This is a genomic window from Gemmatimonas aurantiaca (assembly GCF_037190085.1).
GTDB lineage: Bacteria > Gemmatimonadota > Gemmatimonadetes > Gemmatimonadales > Gemmatimonadaceae > Gemmatimonas > Gemmatimonas aurantiaca_A.
Genome location: NZ_JBBCJO010000001.1, coordinates 59,396 through 85,221, shown reverse-complemented (window position 1 = coordinate 85,221; position 25,826 = coordinate 59,396). Strand labels below are relative to the sequence as shown.

General features: G+C 66.6%; 22 protein-coding genes. 12 read left to right on the top strand and 10 right to left on the bottom strand.

Annotation, left to right across the window (positions count from 1 at the left end):
- Positions 1 to 32 precede the first annotated feature (32 nt).
- The 6 genes from WG208_RS00370 (at position 33) to WG208_RS00345 (ending at position 6,788) form a co-directional block, all read left to right on the top strand.
- A complete protein-coding gene (locus WG208_RS00370; protein WP_337169329.1) occupies positions 33 to 1,373 on the top strand; it encodes an ATP-binding protein in 1,341 nt (446 codons plus the stop codon).
- A complete protein-coding gene (locus WG208_RS00365; RefSeq protein WP_337169328.1) occupies positions 1,370 to 1,933 on the top strand; it encodes a hypothetical protein in 564 nt (187 codons plus the stop codon). Before WG208_RS00370 ends, WG208_RS00365 begins: the two co-directional genes overlap by 4 nt.
- Positions 1,930 to 2,601 (top strand): hypothetical protein, encoded by a 672-nt coding sequence (locus WG208_RS00360; RefSeq protein WP_337169327.1) that lies wholly within the window; start codon positions 1,930 to 1,932, stop codon positions 2,599 to 2,601. The genes WG208_RS00365 and WG208_RS00360 overlap by 4 nt, the downstream gene beginning before the upstream one ends.
- Positions 2,602 to 2,610: 9 nt before the next feature.
- Positions 2,611 to 4,038: a sigma-54 dependent transcriptional regulator gene (locus WG208_RS00355; RefSeq protein WP_337169326.1), complete on the top strand. Its 1,428-nt coding sequence runs from the start codon at positions 2,611 to 2,613 to the stop codon at positions 4,036 to 4,038.
- 281 nt (positions 4,039 to 4,319) lie between these two features.
- Complete coding sequence (locus WG208_RS00350) at positions 4,320 to 6,113, top strand: BamA/TamA family outer membrane protein (protein ID WP_337169325.1); 1,794 nt, start codon at positions 4,320 to 4,322, stop codon at positions 6,111 to 6,113.
- 24 nt (positions 6,114 to 6,137) lie between these two features.
- Positions 6,138 to 6,788 carry a hypothetical protein gene (locus WG208_RS00345; protein WP_337169324.1) on the top strand — a complete coding sequence of 217 codons (651 nt, stop codon included), beginning with the start codon at positions 6,138 to 6,140 and terminating at the stop codon, positions 6,786 to 6,788.
- Positions 6,789 to 7,078: 290 nt separating this feature from the next.
- Here the strand turns inward: WG208_RS00345 and WG208_RS00340 are convergent, their stop codons facing one another.
- From WG208_RS00340 to WG208_RS00330, 3 genes are all read right to left on the bottom strand, one after another.
- Complete coding sequence (locus tag WG208_RS00340) at positions 7,079 to 7,672, bottom strand: HNH endonuclease (RefSeq protein WP_337169323.1); 594 nt, start codon at positions 7,670 to 7,672, stop codon at positions 7,079 to 7,081.
- A gap of 252 nt (positions 7,673 to 7,924) precedes the next feature.
- Complete coding sequence (locus WG208_RS00335) at positions 7,925 to 9,337, bottom strand: amidohydrolase family protein (RefSeq protein ID WP_337169322.1); 1,413 nt, start codon at positions 9,335 to 9,337, stop codon at positions 7,925 to 7,927.
- Positions 9,338 to 9,344: 7 nt separating this feature from the next.
- Complete coding sequence (locus WG208_RS00330) at positions 9,345 to 11,498, bottom strand: PBP1A family penicillin-binding protein (protein ID WP_337169321.1); 2,154 nt, start codon at positions 11,496 to 11,498, stop codon at positions 9,345 to 9,347.
- A 159-nt stretch (positions 11,499 to 11,657) separates the two neighbouring features.
- Between WG208_RS00330 and tyrS the strand changes: the two genes are divergently transcribed.
- A complete protein-coding gene (tyrS, locus tag WG208_RS00325) occupies positions 11,658 to 12,944 on the top strand; it encodes a tyrosine--tRNA ligase (RefSeq protein WP_337169320.1) in 1,287 nt (428 codons plus the stop codon).
- A 7-nt stretch (positions 12,945 to 12,951) separates the two neighbouring features.
- Here tyrS and WG208_RS00320 read toward each other — a convergent pair whose 3' ends face one another.
- From WG208_RS00320 to WG208_RS00300, 5 genes are all read right to left on the bottom strand, one after another.
- On the bottom strand, positions 12,952 to 14,106 hold the full coding sequence (locus WG208_RS00320; protein ID WP_337169319.1) for an aminotransferase class V-fold PLP-dependent enzyme: 1,155 nt from the start codon (positions 14,104 to 14,106) through the stop codon (positions 12,952 to 12,954).
- Between the two features lie 173 nt (positions 14,107 to 14,279).
- Positions 14,280 to 15,119, bottom strand: coding sequence for an ABC transporter permease (locus WG208_RS00315; RefSeq protein ID WP_337169318.1), 840 nt, complete (start codon positions 15,117 to 15,119; stop codon positions 14,280 to 14,282).
- The gene (locus tag WG208_RS00310) at positions 15,116 to 16,330 is read right to left on the bottom strand and encodes a hypothetical protein (RefSeq protein WP_337169317.1); all 1,215 of its coding nucleotides are present in this window, start codon (positions 16,328 to 16,330) and stop codon (positions 15,116 to 15,118) included. The genes WG208_RS00315 and WG208_RS00310 overlap by 4 nt, the downstream gene beginning before the upstream one ends.
- Positions 16,331 to 16,333: 3 nt before the next feature.
- Entirely contained in the window at positions 16,334 to 18,298 is a 1,965-nt protein-coding gene (locus tag WG208_RS00305) for an ABC transporter ATP-binding protein (RefSeq protein ID WP_337169316.1), read from the bottom strand.
- A gap of 10 nt (positions 18,299 to 18,308) precedes the next feature.
- Positions 18,309 to 19,871, bottom strand: coding sequence for a response regulator (locus tag WG208_RS00300; protein WP_337169315.1), 1,563 nt, complete (start codon positions 19,869 to 19,871; stop codon positions 18,309 to 18,311).
- A gap of 147 nt (positions 19,872 to 20,018) precedes the next feature.
- On the opposite strand from WG208_RS00300, the gene WG208_RS00295 reads away from it, so the two are divergent.
- A complete protein-coding gene (locus tag WG208_RS00295) occupies positions 20,019 to 20,414 on the top strand; it encodes a hypothetical protein (RefSeq protein ID WP_337169314.1) in 396 nt (131 codons plus the stop codon).
- A gap of 4 nt (positions 20,415 to 20,418) precedes the next feature.
- Entirely contained in the window at positions 20,419 to 21,312 is an 894-nt protein-coding gene (locus WG208_RS00290; protein ID WP_337169313.1) for a DnaB-like helicase C-terminal domain-containing protein, read from the top strand.
- 240 nt (positions 21,313 to 21,552) lie between these two features.
- On the opposite strand, the gene WG208_RS00285 is transcribed toward WG208_RS00290, so the two are convergent.
- Entirely contained in the window at positions 21,553 to 21,687 is a 135-nt protein-coding gene (locus WG208_RS00285) for a hypothetical protein (protein WP_337169312.1), read from the bottom strand.
- Positions 21,688 to 21,905: 218 nt separating this feature from the next.
- Here WG208_RS00285 and WG208_RS00280 point away from each other — a divergent pair, with 218 nt between their 5' ends.
- From WG208_RS00280 to ruvA, 3 genes are read left to right on the top strand one after another with little or no spacing between them, the layout of a single operon-like run.
- Positions 21,906 to 22,649 carry a YebC/PmpR family DNA-binding transcriptional regulator gene (locus tag WG208_RS00280; RefSeq protein WP_337169311.1) on the top strand — a complete coding sequence of 248 codons (744 nt, stop codon included), beginning with the start codon at positions 21,906 to 21,908 and terminating at the stop codon, positions 22,647 to 22,649.
- A complete protein-coding gene (gene ruvC / locus WG208_RS00275) occupies positions 22,646 to 23,191 on the top strand; it encodes a crossover junction endodeoxyribonuclease RuvC (RefSeq protein ID WP_337169310.1) in 546 nt (181 codons plus the stop codon). Before WG208_RS00280 ends, ruvC begins: the two co-directional genes overlap by 4 nt.
- Positions 23,188 to 23,781, top strand: a complete 594-nt coding sequence (gene ruvA / locus WG208_RS00270; RefSeq protein ID WP_337169309.1) for a Holliday junction branch migration protein RuvA — start codon at positions 23,188 to 23,190, stop codon at positions 23,779 to 23,781. Before ruvC ends, ruvA begins: the two co-directional genes overlap by 4 nt.
- Before the next feature lie 24 nt (positions 23,782 to 23,805).
- Here the strand turns inward: ruvA and WG208_RS00265 are convergent, their stop codons facing one another.
- Positions 23,806 to 25,434: a M20/M25/M40 family metallo-hydrolase gene (locus tag WG208_RS00265; RefSeq protein WP_337169308.1), complete on the bottom strand. Its 1,629-nt coding sequence runs from the start codon at positions 25,432 to 25,434 to the stop codon at positions 23,806 to 23,808.
- Positions 25,435 to 25,826 lie beyond the last annotated feature (392 nt).

Below are 25,826 nucleotides of genomic sequence, written 5' to 3'. Positions count from 1 at the left end.
GGGATCGGGTACAGCCACGTAAATTACTGACTATGAACGAGATGCGGAAGCAGATCGACACGAAACCGGAGACCGGCTCCCCTCGTACGAGAACCCGTACGGAATCCCGTTCGGGCGCCGGCCCCGCATCGCGGGACGGCACCCGTGCTCCGTTTCGTACGCGCCTGTTCGCGATGTTGTTGCTCTTCGCCCTCATTCCGACGGTCGTGGTCACGCTGGCCTGGACTGGACTCGCCGCCCGCACCCTCTCGATGCTGTCGGCGCGCTCGGCTTGGGAGCGGGTCGCGAAGAGTGGGGAGGAGGCGCTGCGGGCGGTCCAGGGGACGTCGCTGGCCCCCGCGCAGCGGCAGGTGCTGGAGCGACACGAGGCCGAGCTCCGCGAGTCGGCCCAACTCGCCCGTCGCTTCGACTTTGTGGCCGGCCGGTCCATGCGGCTGGTCCTGGTGGGAGCCGTACTGGTGGTGGTGGTAGTGGCCGTGGGCGCTTCACGGGTCGCGGGGCATCTCAGTCGCCAACTGAGCCGCCCGCTCGACGAACTGGTGGGATGGACGGGACTGATCCGCATGGGGCGGCCGCTTCCCGAACAGCCGGAGCGCCGTGGCGCACCGGAGTTCGAAGTACTCAGATCGGGGATGCGCACGATGGCTCAGGAACTCGAAACGGGACGACGCCGCGCGCTGGAGGCCGAGCGCGCCGAGGCGTTTCGCGAGTCGGCCCGTCGTTTCGCGCATGAACTCAAGAACCCGTTGACGCCCATCCGCTTTGCCGTCGATCGGTTGCGTCGTCAGGCCCCCGACGAATTGCGCGACACCGTGGAAGTGCTGGCGGAAGAAGCCGCGCGTCTCGAGACCATGGCCCGCAGCTTCGCGCAGTTCGGGCGGTTGCCCGACGGCCCTCCCGCGGAGATCGACGTGGCCGAACTCGTCACCCGCGTCTCCCGCGCGGTGGTGCCCGATCGCCTGACCCTGGAGCTGGCGTGTGCCGAAGACCTGCCGCTGGTCACCGGCTTCCACGAAGCGCTGGTCCGCGCGGTCACCAACATTCTCATCAACGCGGTGGATGCCACGACCACGGGAACGATCACCGTCACGGTGTATCGTGAAGCCGCGGCCGTGGGGATCCGCATCAGCGATACTGGAGCCGGCATGCCGCCCGACGTGCTGCAGCGCATCTTCGAACCCTATGTCACCACCAAACCGGGCGGCACGGGGCTCGGCCTCGCCATCGCCCGACAGACCATCGAAGCGCATCGTGGCACGATCGTCGCATCCAGTACCGTCGGCAGCGGCACGACCATGATCGTCCGTCTGCCCATCGACGTCGACGCAACAGCCGCCCACCACCTCGCGTTGCAGACCGGAGTGAGAGCATGACACAGCGCACGGGAGCGCAGAGTGGCGGAGAAGCCGGCGTCTCGGTGCAGGGCAGCCGTGAAGGTGGTCAACTGATCACCGTGCCGGATGGCAAGGGTGGCACCACGCGCATCGTCATCCGTGACGGCGCCATCACCGTCGATGGTGAGCAGGTGACCGGCAACTTCGAAGCGCCGGCACTGCCCGCCATACCGGCCGTTCCGCCCTTTCCGTCGGTGGCGGGGAGTGGCAGTCGCCGGAGCGACATTCCGAGAGGCGTCATCGAGATCGTCGCCATCGGCTGTTGGATGGTCGTGGCCGTCGTGCTGGGCGGACCGCTGGTGCGTTCCCTCGCCCGCTGGTTCGATAAGCGCACGGCGGGTCCCCAGGTCCCCGACGATGTGGCACAGCGGCTCGCCGCCATCGAGCAGGCCGTGGAACTGGTGGCCGTGGAAGTGGAGCGCATCAGCGAGGGACAGCGCTTCACGGCGAAGCTGCTGGCCGATCGGGCCGCGGAGCGGGTCGCAGAGCGGGTCACCGATCGGGTGACGGAACGGTCTCCAGGCATGGAGCGCACATGACCATCACGATGACGACAACGGCGGGACCCGCCACGATGACCCTGACGATCCTGACGATGCAGCAGACGGGCCAGACCGGCGCTCCCCCAGCCGGGGCGCAGCTCCAACAGGAGATCAACGACGCCGTGCGGGCCGCCATGGACGCCGCGCGTCAGGCCAGCGTCGGCGCACGCGACGCCGCGCAGGCGGCACGCGATGCCGCACAGGATGCCGCCCGGACCGCTGGCGAGGGGGGGCGCGTCGCGACCACGCGCGAATCCGGCACGATCGTGTTCCCCTCCAATGGTCCGGACCCCGACATCACCGTGCGCGTCGATGCCGGGGGCATCCATGTCCAGCAGGGTACGACCGGCACCACCATTCCCATTCGCGATGTGGTGCCCAAGGGCCTCGTGCAGATCTCCTGGGCGTTCGCCGCGGCGGTGGGGTTTCTCTGCATCGGACTCCCGATCGCGCGCGCCATTGCCCGCTTCATCGACCGGCGCGGCACGGCGAGCGCGCAGGACTCGACACTGCGTCGGCAATTCGAGTCCCGCTTCGAAACCATGGAACGCAATCTCGACACCGTCGCCATCGAGATGGAGAAGGTCTCCGAAGCGCAACGGTTCACCACGCGCATCCTCACCGAGCGCGGCGAGCCGGTGCCCGTGTCGAACGTCTCCCGCTGATCGCGCATCGTGCCCAGTGTCCTGATCGTCGACGACGAGCCGAACATCCGGCGCATGGTGGGCGCATTGCTCACGTCCGAAGGGTACGACGTGCGCGATGCGTCCGATGGCGCCACGGGACTGGCACTGGCCGAGACGCTGGAGCCCGATGTCGCTCTCATCGACCTGATGATGCCCGGTGAGCTCGATGGCCTCGGTCTCCTCGAGAAATTGCGCGAACGCCGTCCCGATGTGCCGGTGGTCATGATGAGTGGACGCGCGGCGCTCACCGATGCCGTGCGTGCCACCCGACTCGGCGCCTTCACCTTCCTCGAGAAGCCGCTCACGCCCGAAGGGGTGCTGCTCGCGCTCGCGTCGGCGTTCGAACTCCGGCAGGCGCGGCGCGCCGCGGCGGCGCTGCGTGAAGATCTGGGCATCTCCGGCGAGATGATCGGCGACGCCCCGGCCATGCGCGAGGTCCGGGCGCTGCTGGCCCGGGTGGGGCCCACCGACGCGCGGGTGCTCATCACGGGCGAATCCGGCACCGGCAAGGAACTGGCGGCCGCGGCGCTGCATGTGGCCAGCCCGCGGCGCGATCGACCGTTCGTGCGGGTGAACTGCGCGGCCATTCCGCGCGATCTCGTGGAAAGCGAGATGTTCGGCCACGAACGGGGCGCGTTCACCGGCGCCACCGAGCGCCGCATCGGGCGATTCGAGCTGGCCCACACCGGGACGCTGTTTCTCGACGAAGTGGGCGATCTGGGCGCCGAAGCGCAGGCCAAACTGCTGCGCGCCATCGAGGCCCGTGAGATCGAGCGGGTGGGCGGCGGCAAACCGATCAAGGTGGACGTGCGCATTCTCGCGGCCACCAACAAGGACCTCACGCGGGCGGTGGCCGATGGCAGCTTCCGCGAGGATCTGTTCTTCCGCCTGAACGTCATTCCCATCCATCTGCCGCCGCTGCGTGACCGGCCCGGCGATCTGCCTGCCCTCGTGCGCCACTTCTCGGCGCGTCACCGCACCCGCACCGGTCGGCCGCTCGTGCAATGGCAGGACGGGGCGCTGGTGGCCCTCAGCGGGTACCACTGGCCCGGCAACATCCGCGAACTGGCCAACGTCGTGGAGCGGCTGGCCATTCTCCACGCCGGCAGCGAGGTGACCCGGGCCGACGTGCGGCAGGTGCTGCCCGACCCCCGCGCGTTTGGCGGTGGCCCACCCGGGACTCCCGCCGGGAACCCCGCCGAGGAGCCCCCCGACGACGCGGCGGGTGTGCCCGAGGTGCTCGATGGTCAGCTGCCGCTCAGCGAGGCGCTCGATGCCTACGAACGTCGTCTCATTTCCGCCGCCCTGGCCCAGAGCGACGGCAACGTGGCCGAAGCGGCACGACGACTGCAAACCGACCGGCCCAACCTGTATCGTCGAATGCGTAGACTTGGCCTGGCCTCGGCCAACGAATAGTCCCCTGTATTTCCGTTTCAAACCTTCTGGTGGTGTGCAACTGTCGTCGTGATTCCAGCGTTGCACTCCGACACAGGCGTGTCGCATTGGAGGACGTACGAGGACATACGATGGACGCCCACCACGGACACGCGCCGGTGGTCCGTGCGTGGTATGTGCGTGGTACGTGTCTTGCCTTCACGGGGTGCGACCTTCTGCTGGAGTGTTCGATGAACCCGCCTGCGATCCCTTCCGGTCCTCACCTGCCCATGCCCTGCCTTCCACGCCCGACCCATCCGATCATGCGCACCGTTCCGCTGCTGGGGCTGATCGCGCTGCTGCTTCCTTTTTCGGGAAGTGAGGCGCAACGGGACCGGGATCGCCGTGTCGGCGGTGTGCCACGCGATGTCGCGCTCGAGGTGACCCGCACCTTCAACGCCCCCGCCACGCGCCGGGTGCGCGGCGATTTTTCGCTCGCCGCGACCGACACCGTGCGAGGTGACATCGCGGTGCTCAACGGCAATGCCCGTCTGGGCGGTGTGGTGACCGGTCAGGTGATCGTGCTCAATGGCGATGTGCTGCTGCTCGAGGGCTCACGCATCGAACGTTCGCTCACGGTCCTGGGTGGCACGTTCGAATCGCCGGATCGCCCGAATGTCGGCGGGGAGATCCGCGTCTGGAGCTCACGCTATCGCTATCACGAGGATGCGGACACGCTCGTCGCGGAGACCGACTTCTTCGCCCGCTGGTCGCAATGGGTACGCGACGACAACACGAACAACTCGGAGAGCCAGCTCTTCGTGACCACCGCGCACACCTACAATCGGGTGGAGGGGCTGCCCATCATCGTCGGCCCCCGCTTCCGGGCGCGGGCCGAGAACACACGGATACGCGCCGAACTCTTCGGCATCTTCCGCACGGGCGATGGTCTGCGCTGGGATCGCGAAAATCTCGGACATCGGGCCCTGTTCGAAGTGCGCCAGGGGGAACGCAAGGGCATTGCCGTTGGCGGCCGCCTGTTCGACGAGGTGGACGCCATGGAACACTGGCAACTCACCGAGGCGGAAGTGGGGCTCAATGCGTTTCTCTTCACGCGCGACTACCGCGACTACTGGCAACGCCACGGCGGCCAGGGATATGTGTCGCTCTTCGGCGGACGCGGATCGGAAGTGCGGGCCACGTACGGACGCGAACGCTGGAGCAGCCGGCGCATGCGCGATGTGTGGTCGATCTTTTCGAGTGATGTGCCCTGGCGTGTGAATCCCGCGGCCGATGAAGGGGTCATGAATCTGCTCACCCTTTCGGCCACGATCGATACGCGGACGAATGCGGTGAACCCACGTTCGGGGTGGTACCTGCGCGGTGAGTTCGAACGCGGCAGCGGCACGATGGATCGGTTCGGTACGCTGACCGAGGGCGTGCGCCCCGAGTCGGTGGGCACGGTCAACGTCGCGCCTGTCGCCCTGGGGGACATGGAGTATTCCCGGCTGCTGCTCGATCTGCGGCGCTATACGCGGCTCGGCCCGCAGGCCCAGCTCAACACGCGGGTGGTGTACGGTGGATGGACAAGTGGCAACGCGCTGCCGGTGCAGCGGCGCTTCGCCGTGAGCGGCATCGATGCGCTGCCGGGATTCGATTTCCGTCGCATGCTCGGTTCGGCCGACGTGGGCACATGCGCGACGGGCTCCGAGGAGGCCTACGCCGCACTCGGTCGTCCGGCGCAGTGCGATCGCATGGTGCTGGCACAGGTGGAATGGAAAGGTGATTTCCGCATCAACCTGTTCGGCGACGACAAGTACGGCGACAGCCGCTGGGGCTTCAACGGGGTTCGTGGTGACGGCACCTGGGTGATCTTCGCCAACTCCGGTCGGGGATGGCTCGTGGACAACCGCGTCCGCCCCAATGGCGGCGGCTCGGGAGGCACGGCCGACCCGTTGGATGCGCTGATGTACAAGGGCATTCCCTCGCTCAATACCTGGCGCACCGACGTCGGCGGCGGATTCGACTTCGGGGACTTCGGGGTGTACGTGGCCCAGGCGGTCTCGCAGAGCGGCCTGTCGCCCAATGTGTACGTGCGTCTGTCACGGCGCTTCTGATCGGCGACTCGGAGGAGACATCGGATGCGCCGGTTCGTTCACCTGCTGAGACTCACGCTGGCGCTGCTGCTCGTCATGAGCAGCAGCGTCGCGGCGTGGGCGCAGAGTGGACGGCCGGAGATCGACATCCGCATGAGTTCCACGATGTTCCCACCCGTGATCGCGGTGCGCGGTGTGCTGGCCGAACGACCGTTCGACGAGCTCCTGCGCAGCGGCTTTCCGGCGCGGCTGCACGTGCGCGCCGAACTGTGGTCGGAGGGACGATGGTTCGACGACGTGAACGGACGCGCCGAATGGGACATCATCGTCCGCTACGATGTGATCGACCGCAGTTATGAAGTGGCCCGCCGCACGGGTGAAGGCATCACGCCACTGGGCAGCTACGCGCGCTTCGCCGATGCGCGGGCCGCCATGGAGCTCGCCTACGCGCCGCCGCTGCCCTCACCTCCCCGCGGCAAGAAGACCTACGTGCTGGTGCAGGCCGAACTGCAGACGCTGCAGGTGAGCGACCTCGACGAACTCGAACGCTGGCTGCGCGGTGAGGCCGGACCGGCCGTGCAAGGCAAACGCAGTCCGGCTTCGGCCCTCACGCGGGGCATACGCACGCTGGCCAGTCGGCTGCTGGGAGGAGAGGTGCGAAGACTGGAAGCGCGGAGTCCGTCGATGGTGTTCTGACATCTGGCCTCAGACCGCCAGAGGTCAGAAACCAGAAATCAGACGGAGATAGGAAGCAGGAAGGAGTGGTCAGAGTTCAGAATTCTGAGTGCTGGCGTCTGGTTGCCCACCGTCGCGCGAGATGGACCGACGAGAGGTCGGACGCCAGAGCGGCGTCGGCGGCGATGCCCCGGGCGCACCCGACTGGCCGTCGACGCCAGCGCTCAGATTTCTGATTTCGGACCACTCCCTCCTGCTTCCTATCTCCGTCTGATCTCTGATATCTGATTTCTGATTTCAGGTCTCTGCTGTCAGAGCCCCGAGACCTGAACCTGCCCCTGTATTCCTTCGATCTTCTGCAGTTCCCGCAGCGTGTCCTCACCATAGAACGTGCGGATGTACTGCGCCTGAATCGGCGTCAGCCGCCGCACCGCCCACGACAGGTGCACGAAGTGCGGCTCGGTGGGCACATGCATCGGGTGCATGCCGATCTCGTTCGGCAACCGGTTCGCCTTGCGCGTGTTGCACGAGCTGCAGGCCGTCACCACGTTGGACCATTCGTTGGTGCCACCGCGCGACATCGGGATGAGATGATCACGCGTGAGCGATTCACGCGTCTTGAGCTCGTTCGCGCGGCGACCGCAGTATTGACACTGGTAGTCGTCACGCGCGAAGAGAAACGTGTTCGTGACCTGTCGACGGAACCGGCGCGGAACGTGCACGAAGCGGGTGAGCCGGATGACCGCCGGACGCGGGAAGGCCCGCTTTTCCGAACGGATCGGCACACCACGCTCCGCCTCGACGATCTCCGCCTTGCCGTCGATGACGAGCCGCAATGCCCGCCGGAGCGGGACCATCGTCAGTGGTTCGTACGACGCATTCAGTGCGAGACATCCGGCGATCACGCCCTACCCTCCGCTGAATTGCTGAAGACGACGACTCCCCGCAAAGCGAATCCCCGCCGCTGCGCCGACACCGGGGTCGGATGCAGAAAGCGGGGAGAGCAGAGAGTCAGGAGCGCGCTATCGGGTGATGGACCGCGAACCGGACGGCAGGCAGACAGACGTGCCCCCGCTGCGCGCTGTGGGATCTCCTACAGCGATGCAGTGGCTGTGCGTTCCGGAGCAGCGGTCGACGAGAGCGCATGCCGAAGCTTATCACGCCGAACCGCGCCTCCGCCACTCCTCGAGACGGGCAGCGGTGGCCGTCAGGCGGCGCAGGCTGTCCTCCACGAGCACCCGATCCGCCCCGGTCACGATTCCGTCACGCAGCCGCACCACACCGGCCACCATCACCAGCGACGCGACCGCACGGCCGGCCAGCACATGCACCAGCGTCACCGCCGGATCGTACACCGGACCGGTCTCTTCGCACGCCAGCGGAAACGCCGTCAGATCGGCTGCCTTGCCGGGCGTGAGCGTCCCGATCCGGTCGGCCAGCCCCAGCGCTGCCGCCCCCCCCTGCGTGGCCAGGGTGAGGGCGGTGTGTGCATCGAGCGAATCCGGCTGCCCCGAACGCACCGCGTGCATCAGCGTGGCCTGCCGGGCCTCGTCGAGCAGATGCATGCGGTCGTTGCTGGCCACGGAATCGGAACCCAGGCCCACCGCCACCCCGTGCGCCAGCATGCGGTCGAGCGGCGCGATGCCATGCCCCAGTTTGGCGTTGGAAATGGGACAGTGCACGATGGTGGCGCCCGCGTCGGCGATGCGCGCCAGATCGGCGTCGTCCACGCGGATGGCGTGGATCAGCAGCGGCCGCACATCGAGCACGCCACACGCGTCGAGCAGGGCGATCGGCGAACTGGCCTGCGGTGCCACCCCGATGCCCCGCGCACGTAAACGCTCGGCGAACGGACCCGCCCCGTCGCGCACGAACGACACTTCGGCCGCGCTCTCGGCGATGTGCACCGCCATGGGCAGGTGTTCATCGCGCGCCAGACCCGCCGCCGCACGGAAGAGCGCCGCACTCACCGTGTAGGGCGCATGGGGCGAGATCCCCATACGCACCAGTGACGTATCCAGCGCGCGCAGTGCCTCCACGCGCGCCTTGAGCCGCTGCATCGACTCCCCGCACTGTGCCGGATCGGGGCCGAACACTTCCACGTACCCGATACCGCGCACCCCCATCTCCCGCATCGCCTGCAACGGCGCGGCGGAATCGGTGGTGTCCGCCATCGTGGTGATACCATGACGCAGGGCCTCGGCGATTCCCACCCGCGATGCGTCCACGAGATCGTCCGGCGTCAACAGGTCGCGACGGACCTCGGTGAGCGTGCGTAGCCATTCGCGAAAATCGAAACCCTCCAGAAATCCGCGCAGCGTGGTGAGTTCGAGATGCGTGTGCGCATTCACCAGCCCCGGCATGAGCACCGCCCTGCCCAGAGGCTCGATGGCGACATCACCACTGTCCCCCGCCTCGCCGATCGGCGCCGCCGCACGCGGTCCCACCCACACGATGATTCCATCGTCCACGAGCACCGCGCCCTCCCGGATGGGCGGGGCGGCAATGGGCAGCACCCAGTCCGCCGAATACAGCGTGGGGCGCGTGAGAACCGGGGACGGGGGGCTCACACCCACGTCAGTGCGGCGGGATGCGGAACGGATTCGTGGTGTCGCGCATGGAGCGAATGCGCGCGCTGTCGGCGCTCATCGGCGTGGGCCCGCTGCCATCGGAACAACTCTGCGTGGGTTCCCATCCCTGCACGAAAAACTCCGTCACCACCGCACCCATGCAACTGCTGTTGGCCAGACGACCGGTGGCCGAATCGATCTCGCGGGTGACCACACCATCGGGGCGCGGCCAGTCGGGCGGCTGCGGCTTGCGACGGTACACCTCCGTCATGAACGCCGCCCAGGCCGGTGACGCCAGTTCCCCGCCCTGCGCGTTGGCCTTGATCTTCTGCGGACGATCGAAACCCATCCACACACCGGCCACCAGATCCGCGGTGTAACCGATGAACCACACATCGGCCCCATCGTTCGTCGTGCCCGTCTTGCCACCGGCCGGGACACGGAATCCGTTGGCCCAGATGCGCGCCGCGCTGCCCCGCACCACCACATCCTTCATCATGCTCACCATCAGCCAGGCCTCTTCCGGCGAGAGCACGGCATCACGGTCGGGATTGGGCTTCCAGAGCAGCTTTCCGTCGGCGTTCTCCACCTTGAGGATCGCATGCGGCGTGGTGCGCAGACCGAGATTGGCGAACACGGAATACGCGCCGATCATCTGCACGGGATACACGTCCGCCGAACCGATGAAGATGGACGGATATGGCGGGATGGGTGTGGTGATGCCGAACCGGCGCGCCATGCCGATGACATTGCCCGTTCCGAGTGCCATGCCGGTGCGGATGGCGGGAATGTTGCGCGACTGATAGAGCGCCCGCCGCAGGGGCATGTTGCCCTGGAATTTGAGATCGTAGTTCTGCGGCGTCCACGCTTCACCGCTCACCTGATCGAGCGAGAGCGGCGAATCGTCGATGATCTGCGACGGACCGAATCCTTCGTGGATGGCGGTGGCGTACACGATCGGCTTGAACGTCGATCCCGGCTGACGCAGCGCCTGTACGGCCCGGTTGAATTTGGAGTCGCCAAAATCGCGACCGCCCACCATTGCGCGCACCGCACCCGTGCGGGGGTCGATGGCAACAAATGCGCCCTGCAGATACGGCGAGTTCGCCGCGCCACGTTCGCCGCCCTCTGCGCTGCGCGCGAGATACCCTTCGTAGGTGAGGTGTTTGTACGCCCCATGGCGACCGGCCTCGATGGCCTGCAGCTGATTCTCGAGCGCCCGTTCGGCCGCCGACTGCATGTCCACGTCCAGCGACGTGTAGACCTTGAGCCCTTCGTCGTAGAGGCGCTTGCCAAAATGTTCTTCGAGTTCCTGGCGTACCCATTCCACGAAGTACGGCGCGACATCGCCCGACTCACTGCGTTCGGCCAGTTGCAGCGGATACGCCTTGGCCAGCGACGCATCGGCATCGCTGATGGCGCCGCTCCGGCGCATGAGTTCCAGCACGGTGTTGCGCCGCTGGATGGCACGATCGGCAAACCGGCGCGGATTGTAGCGCTCCGGTCCCTTCAGCAGCCCGGCCAGCACCGCGGCTTCGGCCACCGTCACATCGCGTACCGGCTTGCCGAAGTAGCGTTGCGACGCCGTCTCGACGCCGTACGCCCCGTTGCCGAGGTACACCTGATTGAGATAGAGCTCGAGGATCTTGTCCTTGGAATAGCGCCGTTCGATGGCCCGCGCCACACGTCCTTCCTTCACCTTGCGCAGAAGGGTCTTCTCGCGCGAGAGGCGGTCGGGGAAGACATTGCGGGCCAACTGCATGGTGATCGTCGAGAACCCCTGCGCATAACCACCAGCCCGGAGATTGCGCACGGCCGCACCAAAAACGCGGAAGTAGTCGATCCCCGAATGCTGATAGAAGCGACGGTCTTCCGTGATCACGACGGCATCGCGCACGTGCTTCGGAATGTCCTGCAAGCGCACGAGGGTGCGCCGTTCGAGTCCGAGCTCCGTGATGAAACGTCCGTCGACGGCGTAGACCTTGGACGTCTGCCGGGGCACGTACTGCTCCAGGGAGGCGATGGACGGGCAGCGCCCGTCGCGGCAAATGACCACCCAGGCACCGGCGAGCAAGCCGGCACCGATCGCCCCACCAAGGAGCGTGATCACGAGCAACCACCCCAGCCAGGGGCGACGCGTCAACACGGATGAGAATGCCATGAGAGTCCTGAAGGCTACCGACCGGGGCGGTCATCCGCCACGCATGCGACGGGTATCCACCCCTGTTCACCCCTATAAGACCTCACGCGGGCCCATGTGCCCCACACCGCGCAGGCCATTGTGATCTCGCGCACACATGGGACCGATTATCTTGCCACCATGTCTGCACGCCCATCGCTTCTCGACGAGCTCGCCTGGCGCGAGCTGATCCATCAGCACACCGAAGGTCTGCCTGCCGCACTCGCCGCCGGTCCGGTCTCCGGTTATTGCGGGTTCGACCCCACCGCGTCGAGTCTCCACGTGGGCAATCTGGTCCCCATCATGGGGCTGGTGCACATGCAGCGCACCGGGCATCGGCCCTTTGCGCTGGTGGGTGGGGCCACCGGCATGATCGGCGATCCGAGTGGACGGGCCAGCGAACGTGTCCTGCAGGGACTCGACACCATCCATGCCAACGCCGAAGCCATCCGCAACCAGTTGAGTCGCTTCCTCGATTTCGACGGACCGCGCGGTGCGAAGCTGGTCAACAATGTCGACTGGCTGGCCAAGCTGTCGGTGCTCGATTTCCTGCGCGATACGGGAAAGCACTTCTCGGTGAACTACATGCTGGCGAAGGACTCGGTGAAAACCCGCATCGACGGCGGGATTTCGTACACCGAGTTTTCGTACATGCTCCTCCAGTCGCACGACTTCCTCGAGCTGCATCGCACCGAAGGTGTCACGCTGCAGTTCGGCGGCAGCGATCAGTGGGGCAACATCACCGCGGGGCTGGAACTGATCCGTCGCGCCGGCGGCGGCGAAGCGCATGGTCTCACGTTCCCGCTCATCACCAACGCCGACGGTTCGAAGTTCGGGAAGAGCACCGGCGGCGGGTCGGTGTGGCTGGATGCGGCGCGCACGTCGCCGTACAAGTTCTACCAGTTCTGGATCGGCGCCGATGACCGCGATGTGTCACGGTACCTGCGCTACTACACGCTGTTCTCCCACGACGAGATCACCGCGCTCGACGCGGAAGTGCGTTCGGCGCCGGAGAAGCGTACGGCGCAGCGCGCGCTGGCGGCCGAAGTGACGGCGCGGGTGCACAGTGCAGAGGCCGCACGTGTCGCGCAGGAGGTCTCGGCGCTGCTGTTCGAGAAGGCCGATCCGCAGGGACTCTCGGGTGAGGCACTCGAAGCCCTGCGGGAGGAGATTCCGTTTGCCGGATACACCGCCCCGGCCGAAGGCGCACCGGCCGAGGGGATCGACGTGTATCAGTGCCTCACACTGCTCGGCATTGCCGCCTCTCGTGGAGCGGCCAAGCGTCTGCTCGAACAGGGCGGCGTGAGCGTGAACGGAGTGAAGCTGTCCGCAGCCGATCGCACTGTCGGAGAGGACCGGCTGCTGCGTGGCCGCCATCTGCTCATCCGCAAGGGACAGCGGGAGTTCGGACTGATTCACGTACCCTGACGTCTCTTCACCCCTCGAGCAGCGCCAGTACCCGATCGATCTCCTCGAGGGTGTTGTAGCCGTGTGGTGACAACCGGATGGCCCCTTCACGCACGACGTGATTGACCTGTGCGGCCTTGAGTGCCGCGGCCATCGCCTCGAGTCGGGTCGAAGCAAACGACAGCACGCCGGACCGCCGCGCCGGATCGGCGGGTGTCACCATGCGCACATCGGCCCGGCTCGCCGCCCAGTCCACCACGCGGGTGCCCATCTGTTCGATGTGCGCCGCGATGTTCGCCACGCCCACCTCCAGCAGCAGCGCCGTGGACGCATTGGCGGCCGCAAAATCCTGGTAGGCCAGCGTCACGACTTCGAATCGACGGGCATCGTCGAAAAAATCGAACTCGTAGTCGGTGAGGCGCGTGTAGTCGACCGAGGCCTTCATGCACGCCCATCCCACATCGTGCGGCTCGAGTGCGGTCACCAGTTCGCGGCGCACGTACACGAAGCCGGTGCCCCAGGGACTCAGCTGCCACTTCTGTGCACCACTGGCGAAGATGTCCACCGGCAGTGCATGCAGATCGATGGGCCGCACCCCACACCCCTGGATGCCGTCCACGATGAAGAACACCCCACGGGCACGGCACGCATTGCCGATGCGCTCGAGATCGGCCACGAAGCCATTGGCGAACTGCACCCACGACACCACCACCGCCACCACATCGGCCCGGTTGCCGATCGCCGTCACCAGCGCGTCCTCGTCGGGGATGCCGTCGCGCTTCGGGATGAACTCCAGCGATAGGCCACGGGCGCCAAGCGCCTGGAACGGATAGACGCAGCTCGGGAACTCGCCGTCGAACGTGAGGATCACGCCCGGCCGCAGCGGCAGGGCCCGCGCCGCCAGATTGAGCCCGTAGGTGGTGTTGGGCATGAGCGCGATCTCATCGGCGTCCGCGCCCACCAGGGCCGCGAACTGCCGCCGCGCCGTGGCCGCGGCCTCCTGCATGAGGTGAAACGGCAGGTGATGCGGACGCGCCCGCATATCGGTCCATTCCGCCGTGACATTCACCGCGGCCTGCGGCAGCGGCCCCACCGATGCCGCGTTCAGGTAGATCGCGGGATCGTTGGCCATCCACGGATACTCACGGGCACGCAGCGCTGCGACATCGAATGGCGTTGTCATGGGAATCGACCGGCGGATGAAAGTGGGCGGAAAGGAATGAACGTGAGCGAACGTGAGCGGATGCGAGCGAATGCGGCGGAGCGTCAGGCGGCGTCAGGCGGCGTCAGGCGGCGTCAGCGAACACTCGTGAATGTCCGGGAACGTTCGTGAACGCGCCCGGTGACCTGAGCGCCTCAACTGCGACGCTCGGCGCGTGGATCGAGCGCGTCGCGCAACGCATCGCCGAGCAGATTGAAACCGAGCACCGCCACACCGATGGCCAGACCGGGGGCGAGAGACGTCCACGGTGCCGTCCGGAGCTGCGCCAGATCACGTCCATCGGCAATCATCGCGCCCCAGCTTGGCGTGGGTGGCTGCACGCCGAGGCCCAGAAACGACAGCGCCGCCTCGGCCATGATCGCCCCCGCGATGCCCAGCGTTCCGGCAATCACCACCGGCGCCACGACGTTGGGCAGGATGTGTCTGAGCACGATGCGTCCACCCCGCGCGCCCAGCGCACGCATGGCCTGCACGTACTCGAGTTCACGCACCACCAGCACCTGCCCACGCACGAGCCGCGCCATCGCCGCCCATCCCACCACACCGATCACCACGCACACCACGGTGAGCGACGGCTCGAACGCCGCCGCCATGGCGATGAGCAGCAGCAGACTGGGGAACGCGAGCGTGACATCGGCGAGCCGCATGATGGTCTCGTCGGCCCATCGCCCCCGATAGCCGGCGATGAGCCCCAGCCCCACACCGATGGCCAGCGCGATGCCCTGCGACGCGATACCCACCAGCAGCGAGACCCGCGCGCCGTACACGAGTCGCGACCACACATCGCGCCCCTGCGCATCGGTGCCAAGCCAGTGCGTCGCGGAGGGCGCTTCCAGCGTGTGACGGAGATCGATCCGCGCTGGGTCATGCATCGTCATGAGTGGTGCGGCAATCGCCAGCAGCACCAGCAGCACCACCACGGTGGTGCCGATCCATGTGCGGCCATCGTGCTTCAGACGCTGTGTCGCGCTCATGATCGCGACACCGTGCGGCGAGCGTTGGACGGGTGCGGAGAACTCCCACCCTTCGTCTCATGGCTTTCGGATCGTGCCCGGTCGCCCGCCGCATGCGCAAGCTGCACCTGCGCTTCGTCGACGAAGTGTTCCCAGGCATGATCGCGGGCAGCACGCCCCAGGGCCGCATCACCCATCGCACGACGGACGAACGGATCGCCGATCAGCTTCGCCAGCTCCGTGACGAGTGAAACAGGCATCGAAGGATGCTGGGCCGGATTGCCCGGTGCCGCCACGGAGAACGACGTCTCCGCAACCACGAATCCGCTGATGCTCGGCAGCACCAATCCGGCAAACGGGGCATCGTGCGGCACGACGGCGGGAACGCCTTGCTGCATGCCGGCCACGGCGCAGATCGCGGCCGCATCTTCGCTGGTCGCGATCCAGAGCACCGTGGCGGCGCGCATGTCGCCGTTCAACAGGGCCTGCACAGGACGAATCGCCAGTCCCTCCGTGAGATCGAGTGACGCCGCATGTACACGTGCCGTCTGCAACATGGGCGCATCCCCCAGCAGCGTGACCCGCAACGTGTGATGTCGCCGCCGCAGATGAGCGACCGTTCGCAAGGCCGCCGCCGTGCCTTCATCGTAGCCGACACCTTCGCGGTGTATCGGTGGCAACACGAGGATTTGTGGGTCCTGCGCATCATTCCGTGCGTCATCCCGTCCATCATGATGTGCATCAGGATAGGCCCCACCGTCTGTATCGGGCTGTGCCTCATCCGACAGGAACCCGGGCCAACTCACAGCCGGCATCCGGCGCCCCCAGTCGATCACCCGCGCCGGCGTGCCAAAGCCCAGTCGCCAGCCGCCACGATCCTGCGCGGCCTCGCCGCGTTCACCGAACGTCACACGACGCACGACACCACCACGGGCTCGCATTGCCACCGACGCCAGGGCGGCATCCGCTTCCGACCCCACGAGCACGGCATCCGGCCGCAACGCCGAGATGACCTCGCGCACCCCCGAAGCGTGTCGGGTCGTGCCCCCCGCGCTGAACGTGCGCAGCGTCAGACGCGGCCATGCGGCGCTGACACCGCGGTCCACCTCACTGCCGTGTACGCAAGCCACGCCCACCACCTCGCCCCGCGCCCCCAGTGCCGCCACCAGATGCACCAGCAGTTGCACATCGGGCGTGAACCGGGACGCGGTGGTCAGCAGGAGAATGCGCATGCGCTATTGCACGCCGCCCGTCATCACGTCGTCGGGCACATCGTCCGCGATATCATCGGGAACATCGCCGATATCCTCATCGGCTCCGACATCCGCATCGGTATCACCGTCCCGACCCTCCAGCACCCGCCGATCGAACTGCAGCGCGTGAAGACGCGCATAGGCACCGCCCCGCGTCAGCAATTCCACGTGCGTCCCCTCCTCGATCAACGTACCGCCGTCCAGCACGAGGATACGATCGGCATGCTGAATGGTGGCCAGGCGATGCGCGATGACAAAGACCGTGCGCCCCACGAGCAGATTGTCGATGGCTTCCTGCACCAGACGTTCACTCTCCACGTCGAGCGCCGAAGTCGCTTCGTCGAGAATGAGGATGGGCGGATCGGACAGCAACGCCCGGGCAATGGCCAGACGCTGACGCTGACCACCCGACAACCGTGTGCCGCGCTCGCCGAGATTCGTATCCCAGCCCTGCGGCAGCGCTTCGATGAAGCCCAGGGCGTTGGCCGCGCGCGCCGCCGCATCGAGTTGCGCCTGCGTGGCATCGGGCCGACCGAACGCCACGTTGGCCCGCACCGTGTCGTTGAAGAGCACCGTATCCTGACTCACGATGCCGATGAGCGAGCGCAGCGCCTCCAGGCGGATCTCCCGCAGATCGACGCCGTCGAGCAGAATGCGTCCCGCCGTCGGATCAATGAACCGCGGCAGCAGATCCACGAGCGTGCTCTTGCCGGCCCCGCTCGCGCCCACGAGGGCGATGACTTCGCCCTTGCGGGCCGTGAACGACACCCCGTCCAGCGCCACGGCGTGCGCATCGTACTGGAAGCCCACGCCGTCGAACGTGATGGACTCGGTGAACTGAGCAGTCGTGCGCGTCCCACGATCACGGGCCGTTTCGGTGGTGGCGTCGAGCACGTCGAAGATGCGTTCGGCGCTGGCCAGCGACTGCTGCGCGGCCGCAGGCGCCTGCGAAAGCTGCTTGAGCGGCTGCAGCAGACGCATCACCTGCACGAGGAACACCAGCAACTCGGCGCCGGTGAGCGTGCCCTGCACCAGCACCAGTTGCGCCCCGTACCAGAGAATGGCCACCGCGGTGAACGTGCCCAGCGTTTCCGTGACCGGTCCCGACAGCAGGGCCAGTCGCCCCACCCGCACGAAGCCTTTGGCATAGGCCTGGTTCTGCGCCACGAAACGCTGTTCCTCGCGCCCTTCCGCGCGATACGACTTGACCAGCCGCACCCCGCTGACGACCTCCTGCACGAGGCTCGTCATCTCTCCCTGTTCGTTGCCCAGCCGACGGTACCCGCGACGCAGTTTGCGCAACACCGGCTGGATGGCGCCGATGGTGAGCGGTGCGATGACGAGCGCGGCGAGCGACAGTCGCCACGAGGTGGTGAACATCGCCACCAGCGTGGCCAGCACCTGCGCCGCGCTCCACATGGTGCGCGTGACCAGCTCGGTGACCACGGTTTTTGCCGTGGTGGTGTCGTTGAGCACGCGCGCGATGATCTGCCCGACCTTGTTGCGCGTGAACCAGGGCAGCGGCAACCGCAGGAGGTGCGCATACAGCCGGTTCCGCAGATCGCGCACCACGTACTCCTGCAACTGCACGCCCACCTGGCCGCTCAGCCAGATCAGGGCGTTCTTGAGCGTGACCGCGCCGATCACGATCAGCATGACATTGCGGAGCGATCCCATGCGATCCTGCTCGTCGAGCAGGAACCCGATGGTCGCGTTCAGCACCCGGCCGATGGTGCCCGTGCTGGGCAACAACTGGTCGGTCTTGAAGAACGCGTTGAAAAACGGCACCAGCAGCGTGAACGAAAACACATCGGCCACCGCGGCGGCGGCGTTCAGCACCACCACGGCGAACAGCTTGCCCTTGTGGGGCCCCACGAACTGCCAGAGTCGTCGCCACAACAGGGACGGCGGCGTACGGAACGTTCCGGTGACGGACGCAGCGCTCATGATCGCGGTCTCAGCGCTTCGGCGTCAGCAGCGATACCGGCAGGATGCACTCTTCCGGTGAAACGCCGCCGTGCAGGAAGGAGCCGCGATAGCGGCCCTGATACTCCCGCAGCTTGGTCGGATACACGAAAAACGTATCGCCGGCCGCGAGCAGCGTATTGGTGCCCGGTGTCCGGTGCGGCAACCGCAGATCGTCTGGGTTGCTGAACAGCAGCGCGTGATCGGCCCGTTCGGCACGGATGTCCTCACCGAACTTGTAGCGCAGATTGGCCGTGGCATCGCGCTTGGCGAACACGGTTGCCGGTGTGTTGCAGTGCAGCGCGCCGTGATCGCTGGTCACGACCACCGAGATGTTGCGGCGCGACGCTTCCTTGAGCAGCGAGAACAGCGCCGACCGTTCGAACCACTGACGCGTGAGCGCGCGCAGGGCGATCTCGTCGCGGGCCACTTCGTAGAGAATCATCGATTCCGAGCGGCCATGCGTGAGCATGTCGACGAAATTGAACACGAATGCATGCACACCCTCGCCCGCGATGGCGGCCGGCAGATGACGTTCGAGATCGTCGGAATCGGCGGCCGTGGTGAGTTTCTGGTAGCGCACCTGCGCCGGCACCTTCAACTCTTCCAGATGCGCCACGAGCAACTCCTTCTCGTGGGCGTTCAGGGCTTCGTCGTCGCGCTCCCCCCACCAGTCGGGGAAGCGGGCGGCGATCTCACCGGGGAAGAGTCCGCTGAAGAGCGCATTGCGCGCGTACGGCGTGGCCGTGGGGAGAATCGAGTAGTAGTGCGTCGTCTCCACGTCGAACAGCGCGGTCAGCGACGGCTCGAGCGCGCGCCACTGATCGAGACGCAGGCAGTCGATCACCACGAAGATGGCTTTGCGGTCACGCGCCAGCACCGGCAGCAGAAACTCGGTCACGACATCCACCGACAGCGGCGGCCGGTCGCCATCGAGCTCACGCAGCCAGCGCGGATATTCGCGACGCATGAACGCCGCGAATTCGCGGTGCATGTCGGGGTAGAGCCCACGCAGCGATTCGTGCAGCCCGAGTTCGCCGGCATCCGCGAGATCGACGTCCCATTGCATCAGCTCCGCGAATCGCTCGATCCAGCCACGCCAGTCGAGTCCCGCGTACCGTTCCGCTTCGATGGCCCGGAAGCGTTCCACGAAGGCACGCGCCAGTGCCTGTGAGCGGATGAGCGGCCCGTCGAGAATGCGAGTGATGACCGTGAGGACCTGCCGCGGCGTGACGGGCTTGACCAGATAGTCCCGGATGTTCGCGCCGATGGCCTCCTTGAGCGTGGTGTCCTCCTCGCTCTTGGTGACCATCACCACGGGCAGCGACGGCAGGATCTCGCGGATGTCCCGGTAGGCATCGAGGCCGCGGGTGCCCGGCATCTGCTCGTCGAGCAGGACGAGATCGTAGGGGTGCCGCCGCAACAATTCGAGGGCGTCGTCGGCATTGGTTGCCGTCTCCACCCGATATCCCTTGTCGCCGAGGAGCAGCCGGTGCGGTTCCAGAAGGTCCGCTTCGTCGTCCACCCACAGAATCGTCTTCGCCGCCTGCGCCATCCGGACAAGATACCCGATGCGCCGAACGTGGGTCCAGCGAGCCCGGTGCAATCGACAGGGCCGTCGTGCGTCCGGCCCGCGTCTCCACCGCTGGGTGAAGGCGTGCCCGCACTGACCGAACCTCCGGCGGACGTTATGTTCCCTGCCGTGCATATCGAGACGCTTCCGTACGCGCTGGAGTCCCTGCGTTTCCCGTTTCCGGCCCTCGCTTCACTGGCGGGACGTCTGCCCCTTGGCGGCGGCCGTGAGGTGGCGCTGGCGGCGCTGATGACCGCGCGCCTTGCCCAGGGGCTGCTGCCCGACGGGATCCTGCCCACGGCCGAACGGGCCTCGCGCGCCGCAGCGGCCAAGGTGTGGCTGGCCTCGCTCGCGCTGCCGCCGGCCACCCGCTCGCCCTTCGTGCGCTGCGCCGAAACGACGCCGGGGACCGCGCTGCAGGTCGCGGGGGCACTGCGCAGTCTCGTGGCGGCCACCAGCAATCATCTCGACGGTCCCTCCATTCAGGAGCTCGAGCGCCTCGCGCGGCAGCTTGCGGGCGCCTGAGCCGATGAGTCACGACAGCGACATCTCACCACTCACGCGGCTCGTCGCCCGTCTCGATCGCCTGAGTGCCGGTATCAGTGCCAGCGCCGACGACACGGGCGGTTTCGACGTGGCGGTGAGTGTGGGCGATGTCGATCCGGCGATTGTGGCCAGCGGGTTTCCCTCCATCGACCGTGCCATCGGCGGCGGATTCCGGCGCGGTGATCTGGTGGTCCTCGGTGGTGACGACGGCGTGGGATGCTCGGCGCTCGCGCTCGCCATCACCCTGCGCGCCGATCGTCGCGCGCTCCTGCTCACCAGCGAGATGCGCCCGGAGCGCGCCTACGAACGTGCCCTGTCGATGTCGGCCCGGGTCTCGCTCGAGGCCCTCCGACTCGGCGTGGTGTCCACCGACGAGCGCACCCGCCTGGCCACGGCGGCGCTCATGCTGCGCGACAAGGCGCCGGTGGTGGAGACATTGCTCACCGGTGGGGTGCAGGCCGTCGATCGGGCTCTCGAAGCCTCACCCGACGTGCCTCTCGTCGTGGTCGATGCACTGGAAGGCCTGCTCGATCGTGATCTCGCTCCGGCCGATGCACTGGCCCACGCGGTGCTCACGCTCAAACGGTTGGCCCTGCATCGACAGGTGGTGGTGCTGCTCACCACACATCTCCCGGCCCTCGACCGACAGCGTGGCGACCGGCGTCCGCGGCTCGCCGACTTCGGACTCGGCGGCGCCGTGGGCGCGCACGCCGACCTCGTACTCGGCTTGTATCGCGAGGAACTCTACGAAGCCGATCTCGGCGTGACCGGCGCCACGGAGTTGCTGGTCCTCAAGCACCGCGACGGGCCGCGTGGGTACATCGATCTCTATTTCGATGCGCGGTTCGGACGATTCGAGGACGTGCTGGAGGAGTAGGGCGCGGCGCGTTTCCGGCGTGTGCGTTTCCGGGCAATGCGTTTCCGCTGGTTGGGGGTAAACGACTGGCGATGCAGGGCCGCCTGCGGCGGCGATACCCGCAGGATGAACGGCCGGATACCAGCAGGATTGGGCCTGTGTGGAAAGCAAGGACCTCGTGATGCCGGTAGATCGGAAACAGCAACACGTGACACGGATTGAGCAGATATCGCGGAAACGCGCTGATCAAGCGGGCACGATTCATACAATAAAAAACATCTTGTTGTTGTCTCTGCGTGTTTCCGCGCCATCTGTTTCATCTGCGGCGTGCTGTTGCTGTTTGTCGATGCGATCGACTGGCAGCCCGCGCCGCCCCGCGACGTCCTTGCCCCGCACGGGCCCAATCCTGCTGGTATCCGGCCGTTCATCCTGCCGGTATCGCGCCCGCAGGGCGCCCCTCAACCCCAAGGCCCTCCCAGAACTCTCCAGCGCCGCACCAGGCCGCACCGCCATCCCGCGCCCGGAGCCGAGCACCGGGTTCACCAGCCCCCCGACCGACCGCATATTTCAGGGATAACCCAGAACGACGACTTTCCCGGTAGCGAGACAGGACGATGGCTGGTCACAGCAAATGGAAGCAGATCAAGCACTACAAGGCCGCCACCGACAAGAAGCGGGGCGCGCTCTTCACCCGCCTGATCCGCGAAATCACGATGGCGGCGAAACTGGGGGGCGGTGATCCCTCCGGCAATCCGCGTCTGCGCACGGCCATCGACAACGCCAAGGCCAGCTCGATGCCCAAGGACAACATCGAGCGCGCCATCAAGAAGGGTACCGGCGAGCTCGAAGGCGTCGACTATACCGAAGTGCTGTACGAAGCCTACGGACCCGGCGGCGTCGCCATCATGATCGCCGCCGTCACGGACAATCCCACGCGCACCGTGGCCGACGTCCGGCACAAGCTCTCGCGCAACAACGGCAACATGGGCACCACCAATTCGGTGGCCTTCATGTTCGACCGCAAGGGACAGATGACCGTGCCCTCCGATGGCGTGAACGAAGACGCACTCATCGAAGCCGCGCTCGAGGCCGGCGCCGAGGACGTGGTGAACGAAGGCGAAGTCTTCGTGATCACCACCGACCCCGGTGCGCTGCATGCCACCAAGGAAGGGCTCGAAAGCGGGAAGTACACCGTGGAGAACGCCGAACTCGCCTGGGTGCCGCGCAGCACCGTGAAGGTGGAAGGCGACAACGCCACGCAACTGCTCAAGCTGCTCGAAGCGCTCGAAGAACTCGACGACGTGCAGAAAGTCGACGCGAACTTCGAAATGGACGAAGACGCGATGGCCGACGCGTGACCCGTCCGTCGCTCGTGCTCGGGATCGACCCCGGCACGGCGGTGACCGGGTTCGGGGTGGTGGCATTCGATGGACGGGCCGCCACCCTCGTGGAATGCGGCGTGCTGCGCACCACCGCGCACGACGCCCTCTCCGTGCGACTCACGGAAATCCATGATGGCGTGCGCGACCTCATTGCCCGCCATCGTCCCGATACCATCAGTGTCGAGGACATCTTCTACGCCCGCAACGTACGCACCACGGTGGTGCTGGGTCACGCGCGCGGCGTGATCCTGCTGGCCGGACAGCAGGCCGGTCTCACCATCCGCGAGTATCCGCCGGCCGAGATCAAGAAGGCCATCACCGGACGTGGCGCGGCCACCAAGGAGCAGGTGCAATTCATGGTGACCAAACTGCTGCGGCTCAAACATGCGCCTGAACCCGCCGATGCGGCCGATGGTGTGGCCGCCGCACTCTGTGCCTGTCTGTCCATCCAACTGCCGCGCCTTCCCGAAGTGCGACGGCCCGACATGACCACCACCAAACGAGCGCCCCGTCGATGATTTCCCAGGTGCGTGGGACGTTGGTCCATCGTGAACTCGATCGCGTGGAGATCCTGACTGCCGGTGGCGTGGCCTACGAATGCCTCATCCCGCTGTCGGTCTTCGAATCCCTTCCGGCCGAAGGGGGCACGGTCACGTTGCACACGCATCTCGCCGTACGTGAAGACGGGTGGCAGCTCTACGGGTTTTCCCACGCGTACGAGCGTGCGGTCTTTCAGAAGCTGCTTGGCGCCAAGGGTGTGGGTCCCGCACTGGCGCTGGGCATTCTCTCGGCGCTCACCCCCGATCGGGTGGTGCGGGCCCTGCGCGACAAGGACGTGCTCACGCTCATGCGCGTGCCGCGGGTGGGTCGCAAGAAAGCGGAGCAGATCATTCTCGATCTGGCCGACAAGATCGACACCGTGGGGACGGCCCCCACAACGGGCACGGCGCCATCACCCGGAAGTGATGACGCCGTACGGGCGCTCATAACGCTCGGCTACAATCAGGTCGAAGCCGAACGGGCCGTGCGGGCCGTCGTGGAAGGCGGCACACACGGAGAAGTCAGTGCGATCGTCCGCGGCGCGCTGGCGAAGCTCACCGCCAAATAGGCGATCGACTGACCGATCCACGACTCAGCGGCGATACCCGCTCGACTCACGCGCGGGTGGCGTGCAGTTCGGAATCGTGATCGGCTGACCGTTCGGGCCGGTCGGCATGGGATTCATCAGCGTGCGCGAACTCTTCTGGGGATCTTCGCTGGCGAGGTACGCGAACATCGCAGTGAGCGTCGCGTTCTGCTTGAGATCGTCCATGACGACCTTGTCGTAGGAGTCGCGGTTCGTGTGCCAGGTGGTGTTGCCATAGTCCCAGCCCAGTGCGCCGAGGCTCGCCGCGGGCGCACCATGGCAGAGGAACGAGGCGTGATCCGATCCACCGCCGATGCCCGACGGGCCTGACAGACGGATGGTCTGCGTGAGCTGGGCCGGCATCTGCTTCATGTACTGGGCGAGACGCGGGCCGTTCTCCGGCAGGATGCTCGGGCCGGTGCTCACGATGCGTCCAGTGCCGTTGTCCTGATTGAACGCGAACTGCAGGCCCTTGATCACCTCGGGATGATCGGCCGCGTACGCGCCGGAGCCGTTGAGGCCCTGCTCTTCACCGCTCCAGTGTCCCACCACGATGGTGCGCGACGGGTTGGGCAGCACGGTCTTCAGAATGCGCAACGCTTCGAGCATCGTGATGGTGCCCGTGCCGTTGTCGGTGGCGCCGGAGTGTCCTTCCCAACTGTCGAAGTGCGCCGACAGCACCACGTATTCATCGGGCTTCGACGATCCCTTGATCTCGGCCACCACGTTGAACACCGGCTTCTCACCGAGCGCCTGCGATTCGGCGAGCATCTTGATCTTCGGTCCCTGCTTGTTCTGGGCCAGACGGAAGAGCATGCCGTAGTCTTCGCAGCCGATATCGATGGTGGGCAGCGCGGCATTGCGCGGCGAGCCGAACACCTTGTCGATGCCGGGGAACTGCGACCAGTTCGATTCGAAGACGGCCACGGCACCGGCGGCCTTCACGTCGGCGTAGAACGTGGGGACGCGCTGCGTGAGTCCCGCATAGGTGGCCGTGAGGTCACGCTGCGCCGAGTCGAGCGCGGCCAGCGTGCTGGCCATCGCGAACTCCTGCACCTGCGCCGGCATGCGGCACGACAACCGCGGCGCGCTCGCGAGCACGATCTTGCCCTTCACGTTCGGCAGCCACGCCTTGAACTCCTCGGGCGTCGCATACGGCTTGAGCGTGATGACGTCCCCTTCCACCCACTTGCCGGCGGTGTTGCCGCTCCACGACATCATCGTGGCTTCGAGCGGCTTGACGCGCGGCGCGGTGAGCTGGACGAATGTGGCGCCGCGGTTCCACGAATTCCACGTGCCGTACTGCTCCTTGCGCGCCGGCACGCCCCACTTTTTGTACGTGGCGAGCAGCCAGTCCTGACCGCGCGTCATGTTGGGCGATCCGGTCAGACGCGGTCCGATGGAATCCATGAGCTGCTGGGCGAGCGATGCGGCCTGTGAGCGCTGCATGCCCTCGTCCCAGATCTTCTGGATCATCGGATCGGTGGGCGCGTCGGTGCGCACGTAGTCGGGCGCCGGCGAGATGGGGAGTCCCTGCGGATTCCGTACGACGGGCGGCGGCCCGCCGCGGCCACCGGGAGGCTGCGCGGACAGTGACGACGCAGCAAGTGCGAGAAGCACGACCGATTTCTTCATGACCGAAACCAGAGTGTTGGTAACGTGAGGAGAATGACAGGATGGCCCGTTCGTGACGGACCTATCCTTTCAAATTACGACTGTTGCGGGGATTTGTGGACGCCCCGGGAGCGACGGGTCCGGAGTGGCGCAGCGTCGGCGGCTTTCGGAGAGGCGGATGGGATTTGGAGGGCGCCCTGCGGGCGCGATACCGGCAGGATGAACAGCGGATACCAGCAGGATGGCTCCGTGCGGGGCGATGCCGCGTACACCACCACCACAAGCAACAGCAACAGCAAGTCGCAGATGAAACAGATGGCGCGGAAACGCGCGGATACTGCTGCACCGATGCAGTATCCGCGCGTTTCTGTGTCACCTGTAGAATCTGCGTTCTGTTTTTCTGCTGTTGTTTT

Excerpts from the sequence above, each read along its gene's own strand:
- WG208_RS00280 (WP_337169311.1), top strand. The coding sequence starts at position 21,906 with ATGGCTGGTCACAGCAAATGGAAGCAGATCAAGCACTACAAGGCCGCC.
- WG208_RS00370 (WP_337169329.1), top strand. The coding sequence starts at position 33 with ATGAACGAGATGCGGAAGCAGATCGACACGAAACCGGAGACCGGCTCC.
- ruvA (WP_337169309.1), top strand. The coding sequence starts at position 23,188 with ATGATTTCCCAGGTGCGTGGGACGTTGGTCCATCGTGAACTCGATCGC.
- WG208_RS00365 (WP_337169328.1), top strand. The coding sequence starts at position 1,370 with ATGACACAGCGCACGGGAGCGCAGAGTGGCGGAGAAGCCGGCGTCTCG.
- WG208_RS00320 (WP_337169319.1), bottom strand. The coding sequence starts at position 14,106 with ATGACAACGCCATTCGATGTCGCAGCGCTGCGTGCCCGTGAGTATCCG.
- WG208_RS00305 (WP_337169316.1), bottom strand. The coding sequence starts at position 18,298 with ATGAGCGCTGCGTCCGTCACCGGAACGTTCCGTACGCCGCCGTCCCTG.
- WG208_RS00315 (WP_337169318.1), bottom strand. The coding sequence starts at position 15,119 with ATGAGCGCGACACAGCGTCTGAAGCACGATGGCCGCACATGGATCGGC.
- WG208_RS00300 (WP_337169315.1), bottom strand. The coding sequence starts at position 19,871 with ATGGCGCAGGCGGCGAAGACGATTCTGTGGGTGGACGACGAAGCGGAC.
- WG208_RS00290 (WP_337169313.1), top strand. The coding sequence starts at position 20,419 with ATGAGTCACGACAGCGACATCTCACCACTCACGCGGCTCGTCGCCCGT.
- WG208_RS00350 (WP_337169325.1), top strand. The coding sequence starts at position 4,320 with ATGCGCACCGTTCCGCTGCTGGGGCTGATCGCGCTGCTGCTTCCTTTT.
- WG208_RS00345 (WP_337169324.1), top strand. The coding sequence starts at position 6,138 with ATGCGCCGGTTCGTTCACCTGCTGAGACTCACGCTGGCGCTGCTGCTC.
- WG208_RS00360 (WP_337169327.1), top strand. The coding sequence starts at position 1,930 with ATGACCATCACGATGACGACAACGGCGGGACCCGCCACGATGACCCTG.
- tyrS (WP_337169320.1), top strand. The coding sequence starts at position 11,658 with ATGTCTGCACGCCCATCGCTTCTCGACGAGCTCGCCTGGCGCGAGCTG.
- WG208_RS00310 (WP_337169317.1), bottom strand. The coding sequence starts at position 16,330 with ATGCGCATTCTCCTGCTGACCACCGCGTCCCGGTTCACGCCCGATGTG.
- WG208_RS00265 (WP_337169308.1), bottom strand. The coding sequence starts at position 25,434 with ATGAAGAAATCGGTCGTGCTTCTCGCACTTGCTGCGTCGTCACTGTCC.
- WG208_RS00330 (WP_337169321.1), bottom strand. The coding sequence starts at position 11,498 with ATGGCATTCTCATCCGTGTTGACGCGTCGCCCCTGGCTGGGGTGGTTG.